Here is a 21,042-nt window from a genome sequence, read left to right as displayed (position 1 = left end):
CATCCATTTCCGACACGCTCCGTCGCGTGCCAACAGGCGTCGAAACCGGGCAAAATTTATTATTCGGCTAAAATAAATCGGAGTAATATCAACCTCTGCAATGTCCACGATTCGCGCCCACTTTTGCACCCTTGACGTCACGGCGCCCGCGTCGCTGGCATCTGTTGGGTTGCGGGGTCGGGCATGAGTGGCTCTGTCGTTTTGCTGCACCTTGCCGGTGCGGTCGCATTGATGCTGTTTGCCACCCGTTTGGTGAAGACCGGCGTCGAGCGCGCCTATGGCGATGTGCTGCGCCACAAACTGCGCGCCACAATGCGCAATCCGTTCATGGCGGTTCTGGCCGGCTGCGGCCTGGCTGTCGCGCTGCAAAGCTCGACCGCCGTCACCTTGCTGGTCGGCTCATTCGCCGGCTCCGGTATTGTCAGCGGCATGTCGGGCCAGCTTGCGGTGCGCGGCGCCGAGATCGGCTCGGCACTGGTGGTCAAGCTGCTCACCTTCGATCTGTCGCTGCTGGTGCCGATCTGCCTGGTCGCCGGCACCGTCATGTTCATGGCCACCGAGCGGCGCGACTGGCGCCAGTTCGGCCGCATCCTGGTCGGCATCGGCCTGCTGCTTCTGTCGCTGGAGATGATCGGCCAGGCGTCGGAGCCACTGCGCCAGAGCACGCTGATGCCGCTCATCGTCGATTACTTCTCCGGCGATCCGGTCACCGCCTATCTTCTGGCGGCGTTGGTCACCTGGCTGTTCCATTCCTCGATCGCCGCGGTGCTGCTGATGGTGACGCTGGCCGGCCGCGGCTTCATCCCGCCCGAACTCGGCATCGTGCTGGTGCTCGGTGTCAATCTCGGCTCTTCGATCATCGCGCCGCTTCTAACCCGCAACGCAGAACCCGGCGTTCGTATCGTGCCGATCGGCAATCTCCTGATGCGCGGCATGGGTTCGCTGATCATGCTGATCCTGTTCCTGACGTTCAAGCCGCCGGTCGCCTTCTTGGGCAGCACGGTGCCCGAGCAGATCGTCAATGGCCACATTGTCTTCAACATCCTGATCCTGATCGCCGGCCTACCGCTGGCGAGCCTGGTCTATCGCGCCTCGGAAAGGATCGTGGCGTTGGGCACCAAGCCCCAGGCCGCCAACGCGCTCGACGTCGTCGAGCTTTCGGCGCTCAACGAAAGTGCGCTCGACGTGCCGAGCCAGGCATTGGCCAACGCCACCCGCGAGGTGGTGCGGGTCTGCGAAACGGTCGAGATCATGCTGAAACGGATCATCGAGCTCTATGAGAGCGCCGATGCCGACAAGATCGGCGCGTTGGCCGCACTCGACGACCGCGTCGACAGGAAGCACGCTGCGATCAAGCTCTATCTGGCCAAGGTCACCAAGAACCCGTTGAGCGAGGACGAGGCGCTGCGTTGCCAGGAGCTGATCGGCGCCTGCGTCAAGCTGGAGCAGGTCGGCGACATCATCGTGCGCAACATGCTGGTCCACGTGAAGAAGAAATTCGAGCGCGGGCTGGAGTTCACGCCGGAAGGATGGCGTGAGCTTTGCGCCTTCCATGCCTTGGTGCTTGCCAATGCCAGGCTTGCCTTCAACGTGCTGGTGTCCCGCGATCCGGAGACCGCTCGCCAGTTGGTGCTGGAAAAGGACCGGCTGCGCGACCGCGAGAAGGAAACCAGCCAGAGCCATTTCGTGCGGCTGCGCGACGGCACCCCCAAGAGCGTCGAGACCAGCTCCATTCATCTAGACACCATTCGGGACCTCAAGCAGATCAACTCGCTGCTCGCCTCGATGGCCTATCCCGTGCTTGAGGAGCGCGGCCTGCTCACCGGTTCGCGGCTGAAGGCTGGATAGATTGCGTCCACAGGCCGGGTAGCTTCAGAACATCGCCTACGAAAATTGCTGTGGGCCAATGCGCAAAAATTATCTTTGCGCCACCTCCTGTCTGTCGGCTAAAGATCGCCGCATCTACCGGAAGGAAAGTCGATGGACACCCATTCTCGCAGCTTCGCCAAAGCGCTTTCCTGGCGCGTCACCGGCACCATCGACACGATGATCATTTCGCTCGTCGTGACCGGAAGCATCAAGCTCGCCGCGGCCATCGGCCTGACCGAGGTCGTCACCAAGTCGCTGCTCTACTATCTTCACGAGCGAGCGTGGCTGAAAATTCCTTATGGAAGCAAGGCAGCCGCCTAGCTCTTGCCTCCGCGGCGGGCGCCTGACCGGCGATCAAGAAAAGCTAAAGCGGCGTCGACAATTTCTGGATTGCCCGCTGCCCTCATCCATGGTTTGAGGCGACCTTATCCGAGGATCGCCTTTCCGCCATGCTCCCCCTCATTGCCCTGTTCATTGCCGCCTTCGCCTTCGGCACCACCGAATTCGTCATCGCCGGCGTGCTGCCGCAGGTGGCGGAGGGCCTCGGCGTCGCGATCCCGACCGCCGGCTATCTCGTTTCCGGCTATGCCGGCGGCATTGCAGTCGGCGGCCCACTGCTGGCGCTCGCCACCAAAAGGTTCTCCCGCAAGGCCCTGCTGCTTGGACTGACTGCAGCCTTCACCATCGGCCAGGCCGCCTGCGCGCTGGCGCCCGACTTCGCTTCGATGCTGTTGTTGCGGATAGCGGTGGCCGTGGCGCATGGCGCCTATTTCGGCGTTGCCATGGTGGTGGCCGTCGGCCTCGTGCGCGAAGACCAGCGCGGCATGGCGGTGGCGCTGATCCTGTCCGGCCTCACCGTATCGAACGTAATCGGCGTTCCGGCCGGCACGGCAATCGGCAACATCTGGGGATGGCGTGCGACATTCTGGGTGATGTGCGCGCTCGGTGTGGTGGCCTTCACGGCAATCGGCGCCCTGCTGCCGCGCAAGACGGGATCGTCGAGCCCGTCGGCGAGCCTTGGAAGCGAGGTCCGCGTGCTCGCACGCCAGCAGGTCTGGACCTCGCTCATTATTATGCTGATGCTGATGATCGGCCAGTTCGGCCTGTTCACCTACATCACGCCGACGCTGCTTGAGGTCACAGGCCTCGACGAGAAATGGATACCTTGGGTGCTCTTGCTCAATGGGGTCGGCGCAACGATCGGCGTCTTCGTCGGCGGGCGGCTCGCCGACTGGAAGCTGATGCCATCGCTCATCGCCATGCTTTTCCTACAGGCGGCAATGCTCGCCTTGATCTACGCTGTCAGCCCTTACCCGCTGCCGATGGTGATAGCGATCTTCGTCTGGGGCGGCCTCAACTTTGCCATCGGCACGCCGATCCAGACCCGCATCCTGACCTGGACCGCGGACGCCTCCAACCTTGCCTCGTCGCTCATCCCGTCGGGCTTCAATGTCGGCATCGCGCTCGCCGCATCGCTCGGCGCGGCGATGCTCAATGCCGGCTATGGCTATCGCAGCCTGCCGGTGGTTGGCGCGATCGCCATGCTGGTCGCGGTCGCGGTTGCGCTTGCCTCGCATGTCTGGGAATGGCGAAGCCGGGCTGCGCCGCCGCTGCCGGCTGCCGCCGAATAGGGCTACAGATCGATCCGGTAGCGCAGGCTTTCCGCGCCGCCATAGGCGGCGTCCTCGAAGAAACGCCCGACGAGCCGGCCGCCATTGGCCAGAACGACCTTCTGCGAGGGCACATTGTGAGGCTTGCAGGTGATTTCGACGAAGGGCAGGCCAACCGCCCCCACCAGCATCAGCCGCAGCGCCTCGGTCGCATAGCCGCGTCCCCGTTTCCACGGCACCACCGCATAGCCGATGTGGCCGAGCACATGCGACGGCAGCGCCGCGGTGCCGTGCTGCCAGCGCAGGCCGATTGAGCCTGCGACTTCCCCGTCCCAGATCCAGCGCCGGAATCCGGGCAGCCGCGGCACCGTCGAACCGTCGGGCAAGGTGGTCGGCGGTCCCTTGCCATCGGAATCGTCGAGATCGCCAAGGAAAGTCGCTGGATCCTTTTCGATAGCCGCAAGCTGCTCGCGCGTCGCGTCGAGCAGCCGCACATTGTCTGGCGACCAGCCGCGCTCGAGGGCCGCCTTGTAGGACGGCAGGTGTTCAAGCGCCGGTTTGACGAGTTCGATCACGGGCGCGAGCTTTTGGCTGCCGGATTGCGGGCGCGACGGCAAGGGCCTTCGGCAGCTTACTGAAGCAGGCTCTTGACGATGCCGCTCGCCTTGGAAAAATCCATCTGACCGGCGTATTTCTCCTTGAGCGCCGCCATCACCTTGCCCATATCCTTGACGCCGCTAGCGCCGGTCTCGGCGATGGCGGAACGGACGGCGCTCTCCGTCTCGGCCTGACCCAGTTGCGTCGGCAGGAAGTCGCGGATGATGGCCATCTCGTCACGCTCCTGCGCTGCAAGCTCCGGCCGCTTGCCGTCATCGAACGCCTTGGCCGATTCTTCGCGCTGCTTCACCATCTTGGCCAGGATCTGCAGGATTTCGTCGTCGCTGGCCGGCTCCTTGCCGGCGCCGCGATTGGCGATGTCGCGATCATGGATGGCCGCCTGGATCAGCCGCAATGTCGGCAGCCGGCGCTTGTCCTGCGCCTTCATCGCACTCTTCAGGGATTCGGCGATTTTGCCTCGCATGGTGCTTTCTCCTTCGAATGCCGCGGACAATAGTCGTGCCGATAGCTCAAGGCAAATTCGATAGCGTCCGGCAAACCGCTGATATTGTTCGACGAAATAAATCCAGGCACGCACGGCGCGGCATCATTGACCGCGTTGGCGCCTTCCCCTATGTACTGGGCCTTGCATGAATTGAATTCTAGTGCACGTCGCCCAAAAATGCGTAGCGGTTTTGGGCAACGACAGGCACAAGTGAAAACTTAGCGCGCCGAGGCTGTGAGATCGCCGCTTCGCGCCTTTTGCTGCGCCGACTGAGGGCGCAACCTTTAGGAGTGCCGCCATGGCAACGATGACAGCCGCGTCGACCCCCCCTTGGGCCAGCGAGAGGCCGACAGCCCTGCTGGTGCTGGCCGACGGCACTGTCATAGAGGGCCGCGGTCTGGGCGCCACCGGCTCCACCGTCGCCGAGGTCTGCTTCAACACCGCGCTGACCGGCTACCAGGAGATACTCACCGACCCATCCTATGCCGGCCAGATCGTCACTTTCACCTTTCCGCATATCGGCAATATCGGCACCAATGACGAAGACATCGAGGACCTCAACCCGCTGGCCCGCGCCGGCGCCGTCGGCGCCGTGTTCAAGGCCGATGTCACCAACCCGTCGAATTACCGCGCCGGAACCGGTCTCGACCAGTGGCTGAAGAAGCGCGGCATCGTCGCACTTTCGGGCATCGACACGCGGGCGCTGACCGCGCTGATCCGCGAAAAGGGCGTGCCCAATGCCGTCATCGCGCACGCGCCCGACGGTATCTTCGACGTCGATGACCTCAAGCGCCGCGCCGCCGCATGGTCAGGGCTTATCGGGCTTGATCTCGCCAAGGAGGTGACCTCCGGCCAGTCATCGGTCTGGCGCGAGACGCCCTGGGTCTGGAACGAGGGCTTTGGCGAACAGGCTGATCCGTCGATGCACGTCGTTGCCGTCGACTACGGCGTCAAGCGCAACATATTGCGCCTGCTGGCCGGCCTCGGCGCCAAGGTCACTGTGGTGCCGGCAAAAACCGGCGCCGAGGAGATCCTGGCGATGCGGCCCGACGGCATTTTTCTATCCAACGGCCCTGGCGATCCGGAAGCCACCGGCGACTACGCCGTTCCGGTCATCCAGGATCTGTTGAAGACCGAAATCCCGCTTTTCGGCATCTGCCTCGGCCACCAGATGCTGGCGCTGGCGCTGGGCGGCAAGACCGCAAAAATGCATCAGGGCCACCACGGCGCCAATCATCCGGTCAAGGACCACACCACCGGCAAGGTCGAGATCGTCTCGATGAACCATGGCTTTGCCGTCGACGCCGACTCATTGCCGAGCGGCGTCGAGGAAACGCATGTCTCGCTGTTCGACGGTTCGAATTGCGGCATTGCGCTCACCGGCAGACCGGTATTCTCGGTCCAGCATCATCCCGAAGCCTCGCCGGGCCCGCAGGATTCGCACTATCTGTTTCGCCGCTTCGTCAACTTGATCCGCGAAAAGCGCGGCGAGCCGGCACTGGCCGAGCGTGTTTAGCGCATTGCGTAAAAACGGATTTGACTGACGGCGCCGGCCGGGCTCCCGGCGCCGATCAAGCCCCGTCCGTCACCACTTCCTGCGCGTGCATGCGTTTGACTTCCTTCGGCGTCGGCTTGGCCACCCTGGTGACGAACACGACGAGCGCCAGCGTGAGGAAAATCGCGCCGAGCAGATAGGGTGCACCGCCGAAAACCACGGGCGCGCTCGGGCCCGTGAACCAGGAAAAGATCGCCGTATAAAGCAGCGGTGTGATGATCGAGGTGATCGAGAAGATCGAGGTCATTGCGCCCTGGAGTTCGCCCTGGGCGGAAGGTGGCACCTTCGCGGCCGCAAGGCTTCTGAGCGGCGGGTCGGCCAACGCCTCGAGACATCCAACGACGATCACTGCATAGATCATCCAGCCTTGTGACGCGAAGGCGTAGCCGAAGGCGCTGAGTGCGGTAAATGCCAGACCGATTACCGCCGTCTTCCACTCGCCAAGCTTAGGGATCACGCGCGGCAGGACTGTCGCCATGACGATCGCCCCGCACAGGCCGAAAGCGCCGAGCGAGAAGCCGATCTGTTGTTCGCTCCAGCCATAGCGATAACTGGAGACGAACGACCAGACCGCAGGATACATCATGTGCCCCAGCGTCATCAGAAAGAAGACAAGTCCGATCCAGCCGATACCTTCGTAGTTGCGCATCTGGACGAGCGTGCCGACCGGGTTCGCGCGTTTCCACTCGAAGCGGCGACGGTGCTTGTTATCAAGTGTTTCCGGCAACAGAAACAGCGCGATCAGAAAGTTTGCGAAAGCAAGCCCGGCAGCGAAATAGAACGGCACACGCGGCCCGAACGTGCCGAGCAACCCGCCCAGAACCGGCCCTATGACGAAGCCGACGCCGAAAGCAATGCCGAGCAGCCCGAAATTCTTCGCACGATTTTCGTCGGTCGAGATATCGGCAATGAACGCCGATGTCGTGGAATAACTGGCGCCGGAAATGCCGGCCAGCACGCGGCCGATGAACAGCATCGGATAGGACCAAGCGATAGCGCAGATCAGATTGTCGATAGCGAACGTCAGCACCGAGGCAAGCAGGATAGGCCGCCGCCCGAACCGGTCGCTCAACCCGCCCATCACTGGTGCGAAAACGAACTGCATCGCCGCATAGACGAAGAACAGCCAGCCGCCCTCGATAGCCGCCTCGCTGATGCCGACGCCGGTCAATTCCCTGAGATAGGCCGGCAGCACCGGCATAATGATGCCGAAGCCGATGATGTCGAGCAGCAGGGTGGTGAAAACAAGCGCAAGGCCCCGCCTGGCGGTTTTGGGGTCTATCATGATGGTATCTCCACGGGCCGCCCGAGCGAACGGGAACACACCTTATAGGCGAGCACATCGCTGGGAACAATGAGGGAACGGGCCGAGTGCTTTCATCCTGACATCCCCTGACTGCGATCCAATCTCTCGGATTAGCGAGAAAACCGGCGGTTCAGATCGGGTTGTTGAACGTGTCGCAGTCCGAAAGCTTGCCGTTCTGGAACCCGCGCGCCAGCCAGGTCTGCCGCTGCTGCGACGTGCCGTGGTTGAAGCTTTCCGGCACGACGTAGCCCTGCATCTTCTTCTGCAGCGTGTCGTCGCCGATCTGCTTGGCGGCGTTCAGTGCCTCCGCCATGTCGCCCTGCTCCAAAATGCCCTTCTGGCCGGTGAAATGTGCCCAAATGCCGGCAAAGCAGTCGGCCTGGAGCTCGACCTGCACCGACATGTGGTTGGCGTCCGCTTCGCCCATGCTCTGCCGCATCTGGTTGAATTTGGGCAGGATGCCGACCAGGTTCTGCACGTGATGGCCGACCTCATGCGCGATCACGTAGGCCTGTGCGAAATCGCCCGAGGCACCGAACTGCTGATCGAGCTGCTGGAAGAAGGTGGTGTCGAGATAGACCTTGCGATCGTTGGGACAGTAGAATGGTCCGGCCGCTGACGAGGCAGAACCGCAGGCGGAGCGAATCTGGCCGCTGAACAGGACCAGTTTTGGATCTTGATAGGTCAGGCCCTCGGACTGGAAAATACCAGTCCAGGTATCCTCGGTCTCGGCCAGCACGGTCGACACGAACTGCTTCATCTCGTCGGATGCCGGCGCACCGGTGCCGCCGCCTTGCTCGCCGCTATTGTCGGTGATCTGGCCGCCGCCGGGCTGCAAGCCGCTGTTATCGAGGATCTGACTCGGGTCGAAGCCGAAATACCACCCTGCCAGGAAAATCAACCCTACGATGATAATGCCCGACATGCCGCCGCCGCCGGCGCGACCGCCGATCGGGATGCGAAACTGCCCCGGCCCGCCGCCAAGCCCGCCGCTCTGGCCGCGCTCGTCCTCGACATTGTCACTCTGACGACGGCCCTTCCAGAGCATGGCAACCCCCGTGATGCAATTTTCCGGCCGATCGGGCCGTGTCCCGGTTCGATCGGACACGACAACAATTATCTCAACGGTTACGCCAAGTCACAGTATTTTTCGTGCGAACAAGCAATGCTTGCTGACGCTTGCCTGCTCTGTCCGAGACATCGCAAGGTCTGTGCCGTTCACCCTGCTCGTGGGAAGCGAGTCGCGCGAAGAGATACGCTGGTCGTGCATTTCAGCGGGCGGCGATTATTGCCTTGCGAAAGGCTTCGAGCGTCTCGGCGCTGACATGATGCTCGATGCCCTCGGCGTCGATGCGCGCCGTCTCTGCGCTGACCCCGAGCGAGCGCAGGAAGGCCTCGACCGTCTGGTGGCGAATGCGGCTCTCTTCCGCAACCTTGCGGCCGGCATCGGTCAGGAACACGCCGCGATAAGGCTTTCGGGAGACCAGCCCGTCGGCGCACAGCCGCGTCAGCATTTTCGCCACCGTCGGCTGAGCGACGCCGAGCCGTGCCGCGATATCGACCTGGCGCGCCTCGTTGCCATCCTCGATCAGGTCGGCGATGAGCTCGACATAATCCTCGACCAGCGCGCTGCGGCGCGCTTCACGCGTCTGCCTGAAGCCTTCCGAGTGGATTTCTGCGTCAGGCAGCGGCTTTTCGCGAGGAACCGGTCTTTTCTTCAGCGCCAATACGCGCTCCTCCCGGCAGTTTGAATCGACATTGCGGTCATAACACGGAACCCTATTGGTTCTGGCCGTTTATTTCCATTCGGTGGCCGGCGCAACCGGCGTTCACTGCCGTTCCGGCCGCACGGCCAAGCGGCCACAAGAAAAAGCTCAGACAATGAAATATAGCATATTGCATAATGTTCAGCCGTGGCATAGATAAGGAGACAACATCGATCGTTCCAGTGGAAAGCCATTTCATGTCGGAAGCCGAAGCCACCTCAGCCCCCCGGTCCATGTGGCGATTTGCCCGCCCGGAGGACGACGAGCAGCCCAGCCTTCGCGAAGTCAACGCAACGATCGCGGTGCCGCACTCGGGGATCTGGCTTCGCCGGCTGTTCGCCTTCATGGGGCCGGGCTACATGGTTTCGGTCGGCTATATGGATCCGGGCAATTGGGCGACCGACCTCGCCGGCGGGGCCCAATTCGGCTACACGCTGCTTTTCATCATCATGTTGTCGAACCTGATGGCGATCCTGCTGCAGGCACTCGCCGCCCGGCTCGGCATCGCCACCGGCCGCGACCTTGCGCAGGCGTGCCGCGCCTATTATCCGCGACCGGTCAATTTCATGCTTTGGGTCGCTTGCGAATTGGCCATCATCGCCTGCGACCTGGCCGAGGTCATTGGCACGGCGATCGCCTTGCAACTGCTGTTCGGGATTCCGCTGATCGGCGGCGCCATTATCACCGCGCTCGATGCCTTCCTGCTGCTGCTGCTGATGAACAAGGGCTTCCGTTTCCTCGAGGCCTTCATCATAGCGCTTTTGATTATCATCTTCGGCTGCTTCGCCATTCAGATCTTTGCCGCCGCCCCGCCGGTCGGCTCCATCCTGCACGCGATGTTCGTGCCGTCGTCCGAGATCGTCACCAATCCGGCCATGCTCTACATCGCCATCGGCATCATCGGCGCCACGGTGATGCCGCACAATCTCTATCTGCATTCCTCGATCGTGCAGACCCGCGCCTATGAGCGCACCGATCGCGGTAAGCGCGACGCCATTAAATGGGCGACGACCGACTCGACCATCGCGCTGATACTGGCGTTGTTCGTCAATGCTTCCATCCTGATCGTGTCGGCGGTGGCGTTCCACGGCACCGGTCATCATGACGTTGCCGAGATCGGCCAGGCCTTCGAGCTTCTGTCGCCGCTGCTTGGCCTCGGCATCGCTTCCATCCTGTTTGCCGTAGCGCTGCTCGCCTCCGGCCTGAACTCGACGGTGACGGCGACGCTCGCCGGCCAGATCGTGATGGAAGGGTTCTTGCGGCTGCGCATCCCGCAATGGGCGCGCCGCCTGCTGACGCGCGGCATCGCCATCATCCCGGTGGTGGTGGTCACCGCGCTCTATGGCGAGAAGGGAACCGGCCAGTTGCTGGTCTTCAGCCAGGTAATCCTGTCGATGCAGCTCCCCTTCGCTGTCGTACCGCTGGTGCAGTTCGTCTCGGACAAGCGCAAGATGGGCAATTTCGCCATTTCCCGCGCTGTTGCCGTGCTGGCCTGGGTGGTCGCCGGGCTCATCCTGGTGCTCAACTTCAAGCTGCTCTACGATACGGTCGTCGGTCTGGGCTGAGCGTTTCTCTTCTCCAAGCCGACGCAACCAGGTCGGCAGTCATCCGCCGTTCCAACCCTGGAAATTTGCCGGCCGCTGTCGGATAAATGTCCGTTCGCCCGTCCTGGCTCGAACTCCGGCCATGACGGCACGGATCAGGGAAAGGGAGCTCCAATGAGGAAGATCATCGCCGCAACATTCGTCAGCCTCGACGGCGTCATGCAGGCGCCCGGCGGCCCGCAAGAGGACCCTGTCGGCGGCTTCAAATTCGGCGGCTGGACGTTTCACTACTGGGACGATGTGATGGGCGCCGCGATGGGCGAGACGTTTTCAAAACCGTTCGCGCTGCTTCTCGGCCGCAAGACTTACGACATCTTCGCCGCCCACTGGCCTTATCAGAAGAATGATCCGATCGCCGAGAGCTTCAACGCCGTCACCAAATATGTGGCGACGCACAGGCCGGATTCGCTGTCCTGGCAAAACAGCCAGCCGCTCGGCAGCGATGTCGTGGCGACGTTGCGCCGGATGAAGCAGGAGGACGGCCCCGACCTGCTCATTCAGGGATCGAGCGAGCTGATCCAGACCTTGCTCGCCAATGACCTGATCGACGAGATCAGCTTGCTGATCTTCCCGCTGGTGCTGGCCAAGGGCAAAAAACTGTTCGGCAGCGGCACGATACCTGCCGCCTTCAAGCTGACCCGTTCGCAGGCATCGACCACCGGCGTCCTCATGGCGAGCTATGAACGCTCCGGCGAGATCAAGACCGGGTCATTTGCCACGGAGCAGCCGTCCGAAGCCGAGATCGAGCGGCGCAAGAACTGGAAGTAGATGCCGCGGGGCGATCAAGGATGGCTGAACACTGGCCGTCCTTTTTGCTGTTTTTAAGCCGCTTCTCGTCGCCGTGCCAACCCATCGCGGAGGTGGCCCGCGAATGCCAGTGCAGCCGGCGCGACGTCGTGCTTCGGCAAATGCAGATTGATCGAAAAATTCGGCAATGACGGCAGCTCCGGATCGTTGGCCAAAATGTCGAGGTCGACAGGCACGGTCGACGCCAACCAGGTGGTGACGGTCAAGTCCGAACGCACCGTCGCCGTCGTCGCGTCGATGCTGCCGTTTTCGAATACGGTGCGCCATTCCAGCCCGTGCTCGTTAAGCGCCTCCAGCACCACCGGGCGGAACGCGCAGGTCTCGGCCACCATCGAAACCGGCAAGGGGCGCTTGCTGCGGGCGCCGCCGCCTTTGGCACCGACCCAGACCAGCCGGTCGACAACAAGGCATTCGCCGGCCGATCGACCGATCGGCTCCTCGATCACCGCGAGCTCTATCGTGCCGGCCGCCAAGGCCGCAGCCAGCTCCGGCGACGAGGCGCAGACAAGCGAGATCTCGACCTGCGGATACGCCTCGGCATAGGCCTTGAGCACCGGCGCAAGCAAGGTGCCGACAAGGTCGTACGGCACGCCAAGCCGCACCTGACCGGCAACTGCATCGCCCGCCATCTCCGCCAGGATCTCGTCATTGAGGGAAAGCAGGCGCTTGCCCTTGCCGAATAATCGCTCGCCGGAGCGGGTCAACCGCAATCCACGCCGATCGCGCTCGAACAGGCTGCAGCCGAGAACCTCTTCCAAGCGCTTGATCTGCTGGCTGACGGCGCCTTGCGTCAGATGCAACGCATTGGCCGCCGCCGTCATGCTGGCCTTATCGGCAACGGTGACGAAGGTTCGGATCAGGGCAGTATCGAGATTGCGGAGCATCCGGCTATTATATTTGCTAATACAAATCATAGCAAACATTGCATTTACTGATGAGCCAAACAGCCTACCGTGCAGGCTTCAAAGGAAGCAGCATGTTTGAAACCGTCCTTCCCCTCGTCCTGTTCGCGCTGGTCTCAACCTCAACGCCCGGCATGGCCACGACCTTATCGACGGCGTCCGGCGCGCAGTTCGGCTTTCGCCGCTCTATCCCGCTGATGGCCGGGAGTGCGGCCGGCCTGGCCACTGTGGCTGCGGCAGGTGCTGCCGGGCTCGCCGGTCTGCTGGCCGCCGCTCCTTCGCTGCAACTGGCAATGAAAATGGCCGGTACCCTCTATTTGACGTGGCTTGCCCTCAAGATCGGCCGCGGCGGTCCGCCCAATCTGGACGTGGCCATGGCAAAGCCGAACAGCTTTTTGGGCGGCGCCGGCCTGCAATGGATGAACCCAAAGGGTTGGGCCATGGGGCTGGGAGCGGCGGCATCCTTTGCCGCGCTCGCCAACGGGCCGCTGCAGCTCGCCGTGCTGCTCGGCACGGTCTTCGGTCTTGCAGCGGCCCTCTCGCTGGCGGCGTGGTGCGTGGCGGGCACGCTGCTCGCCCGGTTGCTGCGAACCGAGCGGCAGTGGCGCATGCTCAACATCATGCTTGGCCTGCTGCTGGCCGCCTCGATCATCCCGATGTGGCGGACAGCGTAAGATCAGTTATTTCAGGCAGCGTAGCGTGCCGCCGGCTTGCCGGCCAGCAGGCTGCCGAAGAAACCTTGCCGCGCACCAAGATAGGTTTCCAACCCAGCCGGATCGGAGAGCCCGGGCGCGGTGACGGTTTCGCCCTTGGCCAGGCCGGCAAGCGCCGCATCGACCAGATTGTCGGCCGTCATGACGATCTCTTGCGGCACGTTGGCAATATCGCTTCCGGCGACTTCCCAGAACTCGGTCCGGATGGCTCCCGGCAGCACGACCTGTACAGCTACCTTGCTATCGGCGACTTCCCGCTGCAAGGCCTCGGTGAAGTTGACGACGTAGGCTTTGGTGCCGCTGTAGATGCCGCCGAACGAGGTATCGAAGGCCAGCACCGAGGCGATGTTGACGATGGCGCCGCGGTTGCGGGACAGCAGTCCCGGCAGCACCGCGCGCGTCAGGCGAGTCAGCGCCACGACATTGACCTTGATCATGCGCTCGGCGACATCGGCATCGGCCGTTGCCACCATCTGCGCGCCGCCAAGGCCTGCATTGTTGACCAGCAGCGTCACGCTGTCGTCGATTGATATCGCCTGCTCGACCCGCCGCAGATCGCCGTCGTCGGCCAAGTCGGCGCTGATGACGCTGACTTTGATACCATACGCGTAGCGGAGCCTCTCCGCCAATTCCTTCAGCCGGTCGGCGCGCCGTGCCACCAACACCAGATCGTAACCTTGGCCGGCGAGCCGGTCGGCATAGACCGCGCCGATGCCGGAGGAGGCGCCGGTGACGACCGCCGTGCCTTTGTGCTGATTGCTCATTGTCTTGTTCCTTCTGGTTCCAAACGCCAGAGCCGCAGGGCAACACCCCTTGCTTCGACTGGCAGACTGATTAATGGTATATGCCACTATTAGAACATAGGCATATGCCATCATCTTGTCAATCCGCCGAGCAAGGACTATTTCTGGTTCGCATCGAGGGGTCCCTTCCGGTCCCCTCATTGGAAATCCGCCAATGTCCCAAACCACCCCGCCCGGCCTGACGCTTTGCAACAACGCCATGCTGCGCCGCGCGACGCGGAAACTCGGCCAGTTCTATGACGATGTGCTCGCGCCCTCAGGCCTGAAGGCCACCCAGCAGGGCCTGCTATACCAGATCCACATCGGCGACGAACCGACGATGGGGGCCATTGCCGCGGCCCTCGTCATGGACCTGTCGGCCCTCGGTCATACGCTAAAGCCGCTGATCCGGGACGGCTATGTCGAGACCTTCGCCGACCCTGTCGACCGCCGCATCAGGCGCGTCAGGCTGACATCGCAGGGCCGGATCAAGCTCGAAGAAGCTCTGAAGCTGTGGCAAGTCGCTCAGCAGCGCTTCGAGGAGATGTTTGGAAAAGAGCAGGCGGCAAGCCTGCGAGCGGCGCTAGACGAAATCGCCGTGCTGGATTTTGACGCACCGCCCGCCGCGACTTGAATTATCGGCGGCGGGCAGCCAAGCTCCGCTAACAAGCCTTATTCGGCCGGCATCGCCACCGGGCGCGCCGCCAGATGGCCCGCCAGCACCACGCCCAGACCAATGATCGGGAATGCCGCCGCGACCACGCCGAGGTCGGCCGGTGCGCCATAGCGCAGCACAGCGGCGCCGACCACGGCACCCAGTGCCACGCCGAGATAGAGCGCCGAAGCGTTCAGCGATAGCACGATGGGCGCGGCATCGGGCGCCAGCTTGATGATACGGCTGGCCTGCGCCGGCGGGAACGCCCAGCCGACGATGCCCCACGGCACCATCATGGCCATGAGCGCCGGCCCGGCGATCTCGCGCGGCAGGAACATCGGGATCAGCGAAAACGTGACCAGCATGGCGGCACTCAGCGCCAGCGACCAGCAGACGGTGCGCGTCGCGCCGAAACGGTCGGCGGCCTGACCGCCGCCGATATTGCCGATGACCGCGCCAACGCCGAAAGCGAGCAGCATTCCGGGAAGCGCGATCGGGTTCAGTCCGCCGCCTTCGATCGCGAGCGGCGCGACAAAGGCAAAGACGGTGAAGGCGCCGATCAGGGCCAGGATGGTCGTCACCAGGATAGGCATGACGCCGGGGCGAAGTGCCGCTGCCAGCCGCATCCGGAGCGGCAGCCTGGTGCCGACGATGCCGCGCGGCAGCCGGTACCACAGGATCGCGCCGGCGAGCGCACCAAGGCCGGCAATGGCAAAGAAGGTGCCGCGCCAGCCGGCAACCGTCGCAACGAGCGCGCCGAGCGGTGCTCCGACCGCGACCGCAACCGTAGTGCCGCCGACGACCACGGCAATGGCGCGGGCGCGGTGATGATCGTCGACAAGCGCAACGGCCGTTCCCTGTGCGGTCGCCGCGAACAAGCCTGACGACAGCGCCATGACGATGCGCGCGATCAACAGCAATTCGAAGGAGGAGCTTAGCGCCGCGGCGACGTTGCCCAACACGAAGAACACCAGCGTCCACAGGATGACGCGGCGCCGGTCCCATTCGCCGGTCAGCGTTGCCAGGATCGGCGTGCCGATCGCATAGGCGAGCGCAAACGCGGTGATCAGCGTGCCGGCGAGCGGAACGGAGATGGCGGCATCCTTTGCAATGTCGGGCAAAAGGCTGGAGATGACGAAACCTTCGGTCGAAATCGTGAACGATCCGAGCGCAAGCCAGATGAGGCGCTTATCCATGGCAATTTCCTTAGTTCAAAGGTTATTGAACAATTGGACATAACAGGGCATGATGTCAATAAAGCCGCTGCAAAATAGCCGAACCATCCTGACAGCCCGGTGTCAGGACGGGGCGACGGAACGAAACTATGTGTCCATTAGCCACGAGAGGAGATGCGTTGAAATCGGCTCCGAATGTGCTTAATTCCTGGCCATGACCTTGCCCCATCCCACCGCCGACCAGATCAGCCTGCCGAACGTGCTTGCCGTGCTCGGCGACCCGACGCGACTGGCCATCGTGCGCTATCTCGCCAGCAAAGAGGGCGTGCCGCTGAATTGCAGCCGGTTCCTCGATCTCTGCTCGAAGACCAATCTGAGCTACCATTTGGCCAAGCTGCGTGAGGCCGGCGTCACCCGCACCGAGGCGGTTGGAACCAGCCGGCTGATCACGCTGCGCCGTGACGATCTCGACCGCCGCTTCCCGGGCCTGCTCGACAGTGTTATTGCCGCGGCCGGCGACGCATCGTTGCCGGCGGTCGGCGGCCACGAGGTCGAAGTCCGCGCCTGAACGACCCGAAGCTGGGTTCCGCTCTCGCCCGCCTCGCGAGGCGAGCAAAGTAGCTTCACCCGCCCTCCAGCCATTCCAATTAACGGAGCCTGCCATGCGCATTGCCGTCCTCGCCGACATCCACGGCAATGTCCTGGCGCTCGACGCCGTGCTCAATGATCTGCGGCAGCGCGGCGGCGCCGACCTCATCGTCAATCTCGGCGATTGCGTTTCCGGCCCGCTCTGGCCGCGCGAGACCATGGAGCGGCTCGAGACGCTCGACCTGCCGACGGTGCGCGGCAACCACGACCGCCGCGTTGCCCGCGACACCGCCGACGAGACCATGTGGCCGTCCGACCGCTACGCGCAGGAACGGCTGACCGCAGGGCAACGCGAGGCGCTATTTGCGCTGCCCGTCACGCTGGAGGTGGCGCCCGGCATACTCGCCTTCCACGCCCGGCCCGACCACGATGAAAAATACCTGACTGACGCGATCGTCGACGGCCGGCTGGTGCGCGCGCCGCTGGTCGCAATCGAGCGGCGCCTCGGCGCGATCGATCCCGCCTGCCGCATCATGCTTTGCGGCCACAGCCATCGCAGCGAGCTGGTCCGCATTCCCGGCGGTCCGGTCATCTTCAACCCGGGCAGCATCGGCTGCCCCGCCTATGACGATTCAACCCCGCCGGCGCATGTCTCCGAACAGGGTTCGCCGCACGCCCGCTACGGCATCGTCGACTTGCATTCCGATCGTTTCGAATCCATCGCCGTCGACTATGACCATGAGGCGGCGGCGTATCAGGCCGAGCAGGCGGGACGGCCCGAATGGGCTCACGCGCTGCGCACGGGCTTCATGCCGGGCTGAGCTTGCTCATGCCAGGCTGAGCTTGCTCATGCCTAGCTGAACGGATGACCGCCTTCGAGCGGCAGAAGTCGCGACCGGTCCAATCTTCAGTCGTCAGACGCCGATCGCTTCGATCGCTTGGCAGGACGTCGGGCGCTGGCCGCCGAAGTCTTGGACGTCGAAGTCTTGGACGTCGAAGTCTTGGTCGCCGAAGCCTTTGGCCGTGACGTCTTGGGCGCTAGTTGCGTTGGGTTGAAAGTCTGTGCTGGGGCGGATTCGGAACCGGCCCGAATGTCGGCGTCGCGCACCTGCTGGCCAAAGTTCAGGCCGGTCAGCTCTTCAATCTCGGCCACCGTCGAAAGGAACTCCGATACCCTGGCAATTTCAAGCGGGTCATCGAATGCCTCGGCACGCTCGCCGAACGCTTCGGGCATCACTTCCAAAACCGGCTTCTGGTCCGCAAGCAACGCGATGGCGCGCAGGCCAGCTCGATCGGACCACAGCGCGATCTTCCAGAACTTCAGCGGAACATGGCTGTCGAAGCGGTAGGGAGGATCGTCCTCGCCGAACACTGGCCCGGCAAACACCGTGACACGGCCTCGCGTCGTATAGGCGTTGCGCAGCACATAGGTTTCTACCGCGCGCCATCTCAACTTCCCTTTGGAGCCGGGATGGTTAAGCGAGCTTCCTTGATTGAAGAAGCCGACTTGCGGCGCAGCATTGGTATAAAAGAACGTGTCGCGTTCTGCCGCGACCGCCTCCTGATCGACGCCCCATGCGGGGTCGCCGCGAAGTGTAATATGGCCCTTCTGGAACATTCGAGCGATTCGTTCCTTGGATTTTGCGACGGGAAATCCAGGCACATTCTGGCTCGAATAGAATTCCTGGTTCATCTGCTCGCCAAGGTCGATGCGCCGATCCGGCCGGAAAGCATCGCTGGCTTCCGAACCGGAAATCGACTCCACCCCCAATTCGACAAGCGACGGGTTGTCGATGACCGTCTTGTCCTCACGATTGACCGCCTTGGTGCGGGATCCATCGATATTGCAGGCGGTGACGAAGGCAAGCCTGCGATCGGCGTTCATCAAGATCGAAAAATGATGGTAGCGCAATTCGTGTGGGTCCTCTCCCGGTTTGGCAAGAAGGTTTTTGGCCAACCGGTAGGGTGAATTGGCAACCGTCGGCATTGCCAGGACAAAGCCTGGTATGAAGCCGGGCTCATACCCTCCACGATCGTCGAAATCCTCTGTTTTCCAACCCGCGGCCTCGGCGATGGCCACCTTCCCGGGTTCGCTTGCCGGGCCTTTGCCGTCGTTTCGTCTCGCATCGCCTCCGTCGATCAGCGGCGCCCGGACATTTATCTCGACGGGAAAAGTCCAGGTGACCGAGCCATCGGCATTGTGTCTCGTCGCCGGCGGATTGCGATCCGGTTCCGGCCGCTGCACCGGCTTGTCCGGCACATCTTCGCGAATATCGGCGTTCAGCCGAACTGTCTCGTCCATCATGCGCGGCATGCCGGCCCAAATCGCCAGAGCTTGCGAAACCGCCGATGCCGAGGAGCCCGGCAGCTTGGACTTTCTAGCACCCAGATCGTCAACGATGGCGCTGATCCGTATGCCTTCGTTGATCTCACGCGCAAGCGCATAGCCACCTATGCCCGTCACCTCGTGGAACGGGCCGGCCCAATGGTGCAGGGCGATAGGTTCCCATTCATTGTTGAAGACCGGGGAGCCGGACGAACCCTGTTCGGTGTCGGCGACATAGTGCAGCACTTGCACCGTTTCGTCGCGGGCCACCAGCCGGTTTTCACGCAACACCAGTTCCTTGAAGCGGCCATCGGGATGCTGAACGATGTTGGCGATTTCGCCGAGCATATGCTTGTCGCGCGCATCCGACAGCGAGATAAAACCGAACTCCCCCAGTTCCTTTGGACCGGAACGCCGCTCGCCAACTCCGATCAGCGTATAGTCCAGACCCTCTATGCTATCGGTCACGAAACAGGATTCAGGATCGAACAGGAACGTCGTCGGCGTACGCACGGCATTCGCACCGTCCTGCTCATAATCGAACTGGACCTGGAAGCGCCGGGAATCCGCCGGCGACGAAATCACATGGTTGTTTGTGAGGAACAGCCTTGGCCCGACCAGAAAACCCGATCCTTGTGGATTGCCGTTGAGAAAGGCAACGCGGCCGACCGCATCGGCAGCACGGCGCCCACGCTCGAGGAATGCGATCCCGATGAAATCGAGCGTTGGGCCGAGAATTGCCTCCGGCCCTGGCTGCTTGGCGGCGGCCTTTCTTTCCCCGGCAGACCTCATGTCGATCGCTGCCGATATCATCTCCGCTTCGGTGCGGCTGAGCGACGCCTTTACCTGCAACCTGTCGAGGCGCCTGGAGAGGGTCTGTTCGGCGGCCAGCGGATTGCCGTTGGCGATGTGACCAAGTGAAGCCTCAATCTCGGCGCGCGTTTTCTTGATACGCTGGCGAACTATGTTTTCCACCTGCGCAAATATTTCAAGGTCGACCATATTTCCCTCCTCAACCTTACTTGAGAGAGTGCATATTTACATGAAATGTGCAATATTTTGCCGGCTGTTAGTTCACGGAAGTGGCCTGGTCGCGATTCAACACGCGGCACCTTTTCGGGCTTACACAGCGCCGTCTCGTCGCCTATAAAAACCGGCTGGCGTGCGATGGCGCTTTCGTGCCTGGCCGCGCCTTCGGCAATTGAACCTACCGCCATGGCAGATGATTAGGCGCACAGTAACACTCCCGACGACGCTGCTTGCGATGGTTGCCGCTCCGCTGATGCTGGCGGAGTTGCCGGCCAACGGCCAGGAGCCGGAGCCCATTATCTCGATTGTGACGGGTCTTGCTCCGGATGATCTCCTGAACGTGCGCGCCACGGCGTCGGCCATGGGCAAGATCGAGGCGCGGCTGCCGAGCGGTTCGAGCGTGAAAAATCTCGGCTGCGGCGACATCAGCGGTTACAAATGGTGCAAGGTTGAAGACATTGACGACCCCAAACTGAGCGGATGGGCGCCGGCGCGCTACCTCGATCCTATCAATCCCCAGCAAGTGACACCCCAGGCGGCGGCCAATACGGAGAGCCCTGCCTCTCAACCACTGCCCGATCTGACAACGCGCCTCGGCGCAACCGCTCCCGAAACGGCGCTGAACTCCGCTGACGCAATCGGCAAGGTGGCGATCGAGGATGCTTACCGCCTGGCCCTGGCCGCTGGAAACCCCTCGACTGGACCGGTTGATGGATCGGCGCCCGTGGCTGCGGACCCCGTCCGGAATTTCGGCGCGGTCAATGCGGCGCCTCCGGCCGACGCACAGACTGTTGCGCGGCTTCAGCCGCCGGGGACACCGGTCCCCGGTGCTGGCAACGTCATCCCCTGCGCGCGCTATCTCGGCCAGCCAATGACCAGCTGCAAGGCAGGCGTCGCGCGCACCGGCGACAAGACCGACGTGACCGTGACCTGGCCCGATGGCGGCACGCGCATCATCAGCTTCAAGGCCGGCAAGCCGGCCGGTGCGGACGCACCCGGCGAATTCCGCTTCACCCGCGAGGGCAGCCTGAACATGATCCGCGTCGGTGCTTCCGAACGCTTCGAGATCACGGACCAGTTGGCGCTGGGGGATAGTGGTAAGGGGAATAAGGCAGTAGGGCAGTAGGGCAATATGTTTAAAGGGCGCTCGAACTCTCCCCTACTCCCCTACTCCCCTACTCCCCTACTCCCCTACTCCCCTACTCCCCTACTCCCCTACTCCCCTACTCCCCTACTCCCCTACTCCCCTACTC

The 21,042-nt window shown here is 62.9% G+C and carries 20 protein-coding genes; 11 read left to right on the top strand and 9 right to left on the bottom strand.

The window, feature by feature from the left end:
* Positions 1–183 precede the first annotated feature (183 nt).
* From NKI18_RS31710 to NKI18_RS31700, 3 genes are all read left to right on the top strand, one after another.
* A complete protein-coding gene (locus NKI18_RS31710) occupies positions 184–1,848 on the top strand; it encodes a Na/Pi cotransporter family protein (protein WP_352621842.1) in 1,665 nt (554 codons plus the stop codon).
* A 132-nt stretch (positions 1,849–1,980) separates the two neighbouring features.
* Positions 1,981–2,190, top strand: a complete 210-nt coding sequence (locus tag NKI18_RS31705; RefSeq protein ID WP_352621840.1) for a DUF2061 domain-containing protein — start codon at positions 1,981–1,983, stop codon at positions 2,188–2,190.
* 128 nt (positions 2,191–2,318) lie between these two features.
* A complete protein-coding gene (locus NKI18_RS31700; protein ID WP_352450716.1) occupies positions 2,319–3,500 on the top strand; it encodes an MFS transporter in 1,182 nt (393 codons plus the stop codon).
* A 2-nt stretch (positions 3,501–3,502) separates the two neighbouring features.
* On the opposite strand, the gene NKI18_RS31695 is transcribed toward NKI18_RS31700, so the two are convergent.
* Together NKI18_RS31695 and NKI18_RS31690 are read right to left on the bottom strand one after the other, a co-directional pair.
* The gene (locus NKI18_RS31695; RefSeq protein ID WP_352621838.1) at positions 3,503–4,054 is read right to left on the bottom strand and encodes a GNAT family N-acetyltransferase; all 552 of its coding nucleotides are present in this window, start codon (positions 4,052–4,054) and stop codon (positions 3,503–3,505) included.
* A gap of 56 nt (positions 4,055–4,110) precedes the next feature.
* Positions 4,111–4,560, bottom strand: a complete 450-nt coding sequence (locus NKI18_RS31690; RefSeq protein ID WP_023678304.1) for a GatB/YqeY domain-containing protein — start codon at positions 4,558–4,560, stop codon at positions 4,111–4,113.
* Between the two features lie 319 nt (positions 4,561–4,879).
* On the opposite strand from NKI18_RS31690, the gene carA reads away from it, so the two are divergent.
* Positions 4,880–6,097 (top strand): glutamine-hydrolyzing carbamoyl-phosphate synthase small subunit, encoded by a 1,218-nt coding sequence (gene carA, locus NKI18_RS31685; RefSeq protein ID WP_352621836.1) that lies wholly within the window; start codon positions 4,880–4,882, stop codon positions 6,095–6,097.
* A 55-nt stretch (positions 6,098–6,152) separates the two neighbouring features.
* Here carA and NKI18_RS31680 read toward each other — a convergent pair whose 3' ends face one another.
* From NKI18_RS31680 to mntR, 3 genes are all read right to left on the bottom strand, one after another.
* Entirely contained in the window at positions 6,153–7,421 is a 1,269-nt protein-coding gene (locus NKI18_RS31680; RefSeq protein ID WP_352621834.1) for a TCR/Tet family MFS transporter, read from the bottom strand.
* Between the two features lie 151 nt (positions 7,422–7,572).
* A complete protein-coding gene (ypfJ, locus tag NKI18_RS31675) occupies positions 7,573–8,490 on the bottom strand; it encodes a KPN_02809 family neutral zinc metallopeptidase (protein WP_352450712.1) in 918 nt (305 codons plus the stop codon).
* Between the two features lie 223 nt (positions 8,491–8,713).
* Entirely contained in the window at positions 8,714–9,169 is a 456-nt protein-coding gene (gene mntR, locus NKI18_RS31670; RefSeq protein ID WP_023678308.1) for a manganese-binding transcriptional regulator MntR, read from the bottom strand.
* Positions 9,170–9,405: 236 nt separating this feature from the next.
* On the opposite strand from mntR, the gene NKI18_RS31665 reads away from it, so the two are divergent.
* Both NKI18_RS31665 and NKI18_RS31660 read left to right on the top strand, forming a co-directional pair.
* Complete coding sequence (locus tag NKI18_RS31665; RefSeq protein WP_352450711.1) at positions 9,406–10,773, top strand: Nramp family divalent metal transporter; 1,368 nt, start codon at positions 9,406–9,408, stop codon at positions 10,771–10,773.
* A gap of 153 nt (positions 10,774–10,926) precedes the next feature.
* A complete protein-coding gene (locus tag NKI18_RS31660) occupies positions 10,927–11,580 on the top strand; it encodes a dihydrofolate reductase family protein (protein WP_352621831.1) in 654 nt (217 codons plus the stop codon).
* 53 nt (positions 11,581–11,633) lie between these two features.
* On the opposite strand, the gene NKI18_RS31655 is transcribed toward NKI18_RS31660, so the two are convergent.
* Positions 11,634–12,503, bottom strand: a complete 870-nt coding sequence (locus NKI18_RS31655; RefSeq protein WP_352621830.1) for a LysR family transcriptional regulator — start codon at positions 12,501–12,503, stop codon at positions 11,634–11,636.
* A gap of 92 nt (positions 12,504–12,595) precedes the next feature.
* Here NKI18_RS31655 and NKI18_RS31650 point away from each other — a divergent pair, with 92 nt between their 5' ends.
* Entirely contained in the window at positions 12,596–13,195 is a 600-nt protein-coding gene (locus tag NKI18_RS31650) for a LysE family translocator (protein ID WP_352621828.1), read from the top strand.
* Between the two features lie 11 nt (positions 13,196–13,206).
* On the opposite strand, the gene NKI18_RS31645 is transcribed toward NKI18_RS31650, so the two are convergent.
* Positions 13,207–13,998 carry an SDR family NAD(P)-dependent oxidoreductase gene (locus NKI18_RS31645; RefSeq protein ID WP_352621826.1) on the bottom strand — a complete coding sequence of 264 codons (792 nt, stop codon included), beginning with the start codon at positions 13,996–13,998 and terminating at the stop codon, positions 13,207–13,209.
* Positions 13,999–14,191: 193 nt separating this feature from the next.
* On the opposite strand from NKI18_RS31645, the gene NKI18_RS31640 reads away from it, so the two are divergent.
* Positions 14,192–14,650: a MarR family winged helix-turn-helix transcriptional regulator gene (locus NKI18_RS31640; protein ID WP_352621824.1), complete on the top strand. Its 459-nt coding sequence runs from the start codon at positions 14,192–14,194 to the stop codon at positions 14,648–14,650.
* A 38-nt stretch (positions 14,651–14,688) separates the two neighbouring features.
* On the opposite strand, the gene NKI18_RS31635 is transcribed toward NKI18_RS31640, so the two are convergent.
* Positions 14,689–15,867 carry an MFS transporter gene (locus NKI18_RS31635; RefSeq protein WP_254820339.1) on the bottom strand — a complete coding sequence of 393 codons (1,179 nt, stop codon included), beginning with the start codon at positions 15,865–15,867 and terminating at the stop codon, positions 14,689–14,691.
* Between the two features lie 193 nt (positions 15,868–16,060).
* Here NKI18_RS31635 and NKI18_RS31630 point away from each other — a divergent pair, with 193 nt between their 5' ends.
* Positions 16,061–16,414, top strand: coding sequence for an ArsR/SmtB family transcription factor (locus NKI18_RS31630; protein WP_352621822.1), 354 nt, complete (start codon positions 16,061–16,063; stop codon positions 16,412–16,414).
* Positions 16,415–16,508: 94 nt separating this feature from the next.
* Entirely contained in the window at positions 16,509–17,255 is a 747-nt protein-coding gene (locus NKI18_RS31625; protein WP_352621820.1) for a metallophosphoesterase family protein, read from the top strand.
* A gap of 86 nt (positions 17,256–17,341) precedes the next feature.
* On the opposite strand, the gene NKI18_RS31620 is transcribed toward NKI18_RS31625, so the two are convergent.
* Positions 17,342–19,762, bottom strand: coding sequence for a DNA/RNA non-specific endonuclease (locus NKI18_RS31620; RefSeq protein ID WP_352621819.1), 2,421 nt, complete (start codon positions 19,760–19,762; stop codon positions 17,342–17,344).
* A gap of 262 nt (positions 19,763–20,024) precedes the next feature.
* On the opposite strand from NKI18_RS31620, the gene NKI18_RS31615 reads away from it, so the two are divergent.
* Complete coding sequence (locus NKI18_RS31615) at positions 20,025–20,915, top strand: SH3 domain-containing protein (RefSeq protein WP_352621817.1); 891 nt, start codon at positions 20,025–20,027, stop codon at positions 20,913–20,915.
* Positions 20,916–21,042: the final 127 nt, after the last annotated feature.

It is taken from the genome of Mesorhizobium sp. M0800 (genome assembly GCF_040320095.1).
Classification (GTDB): domain Bacteria; phylum Pseudomonadota; class Alphaproteobacteria; order Rhizobiales; family Rhizobiaceae; genus Mesorhizobium.
Note: the sequence above shows the minus strand (reverse complement) of the source record. Positions and strands in the feature narration are given on the sequence as shown.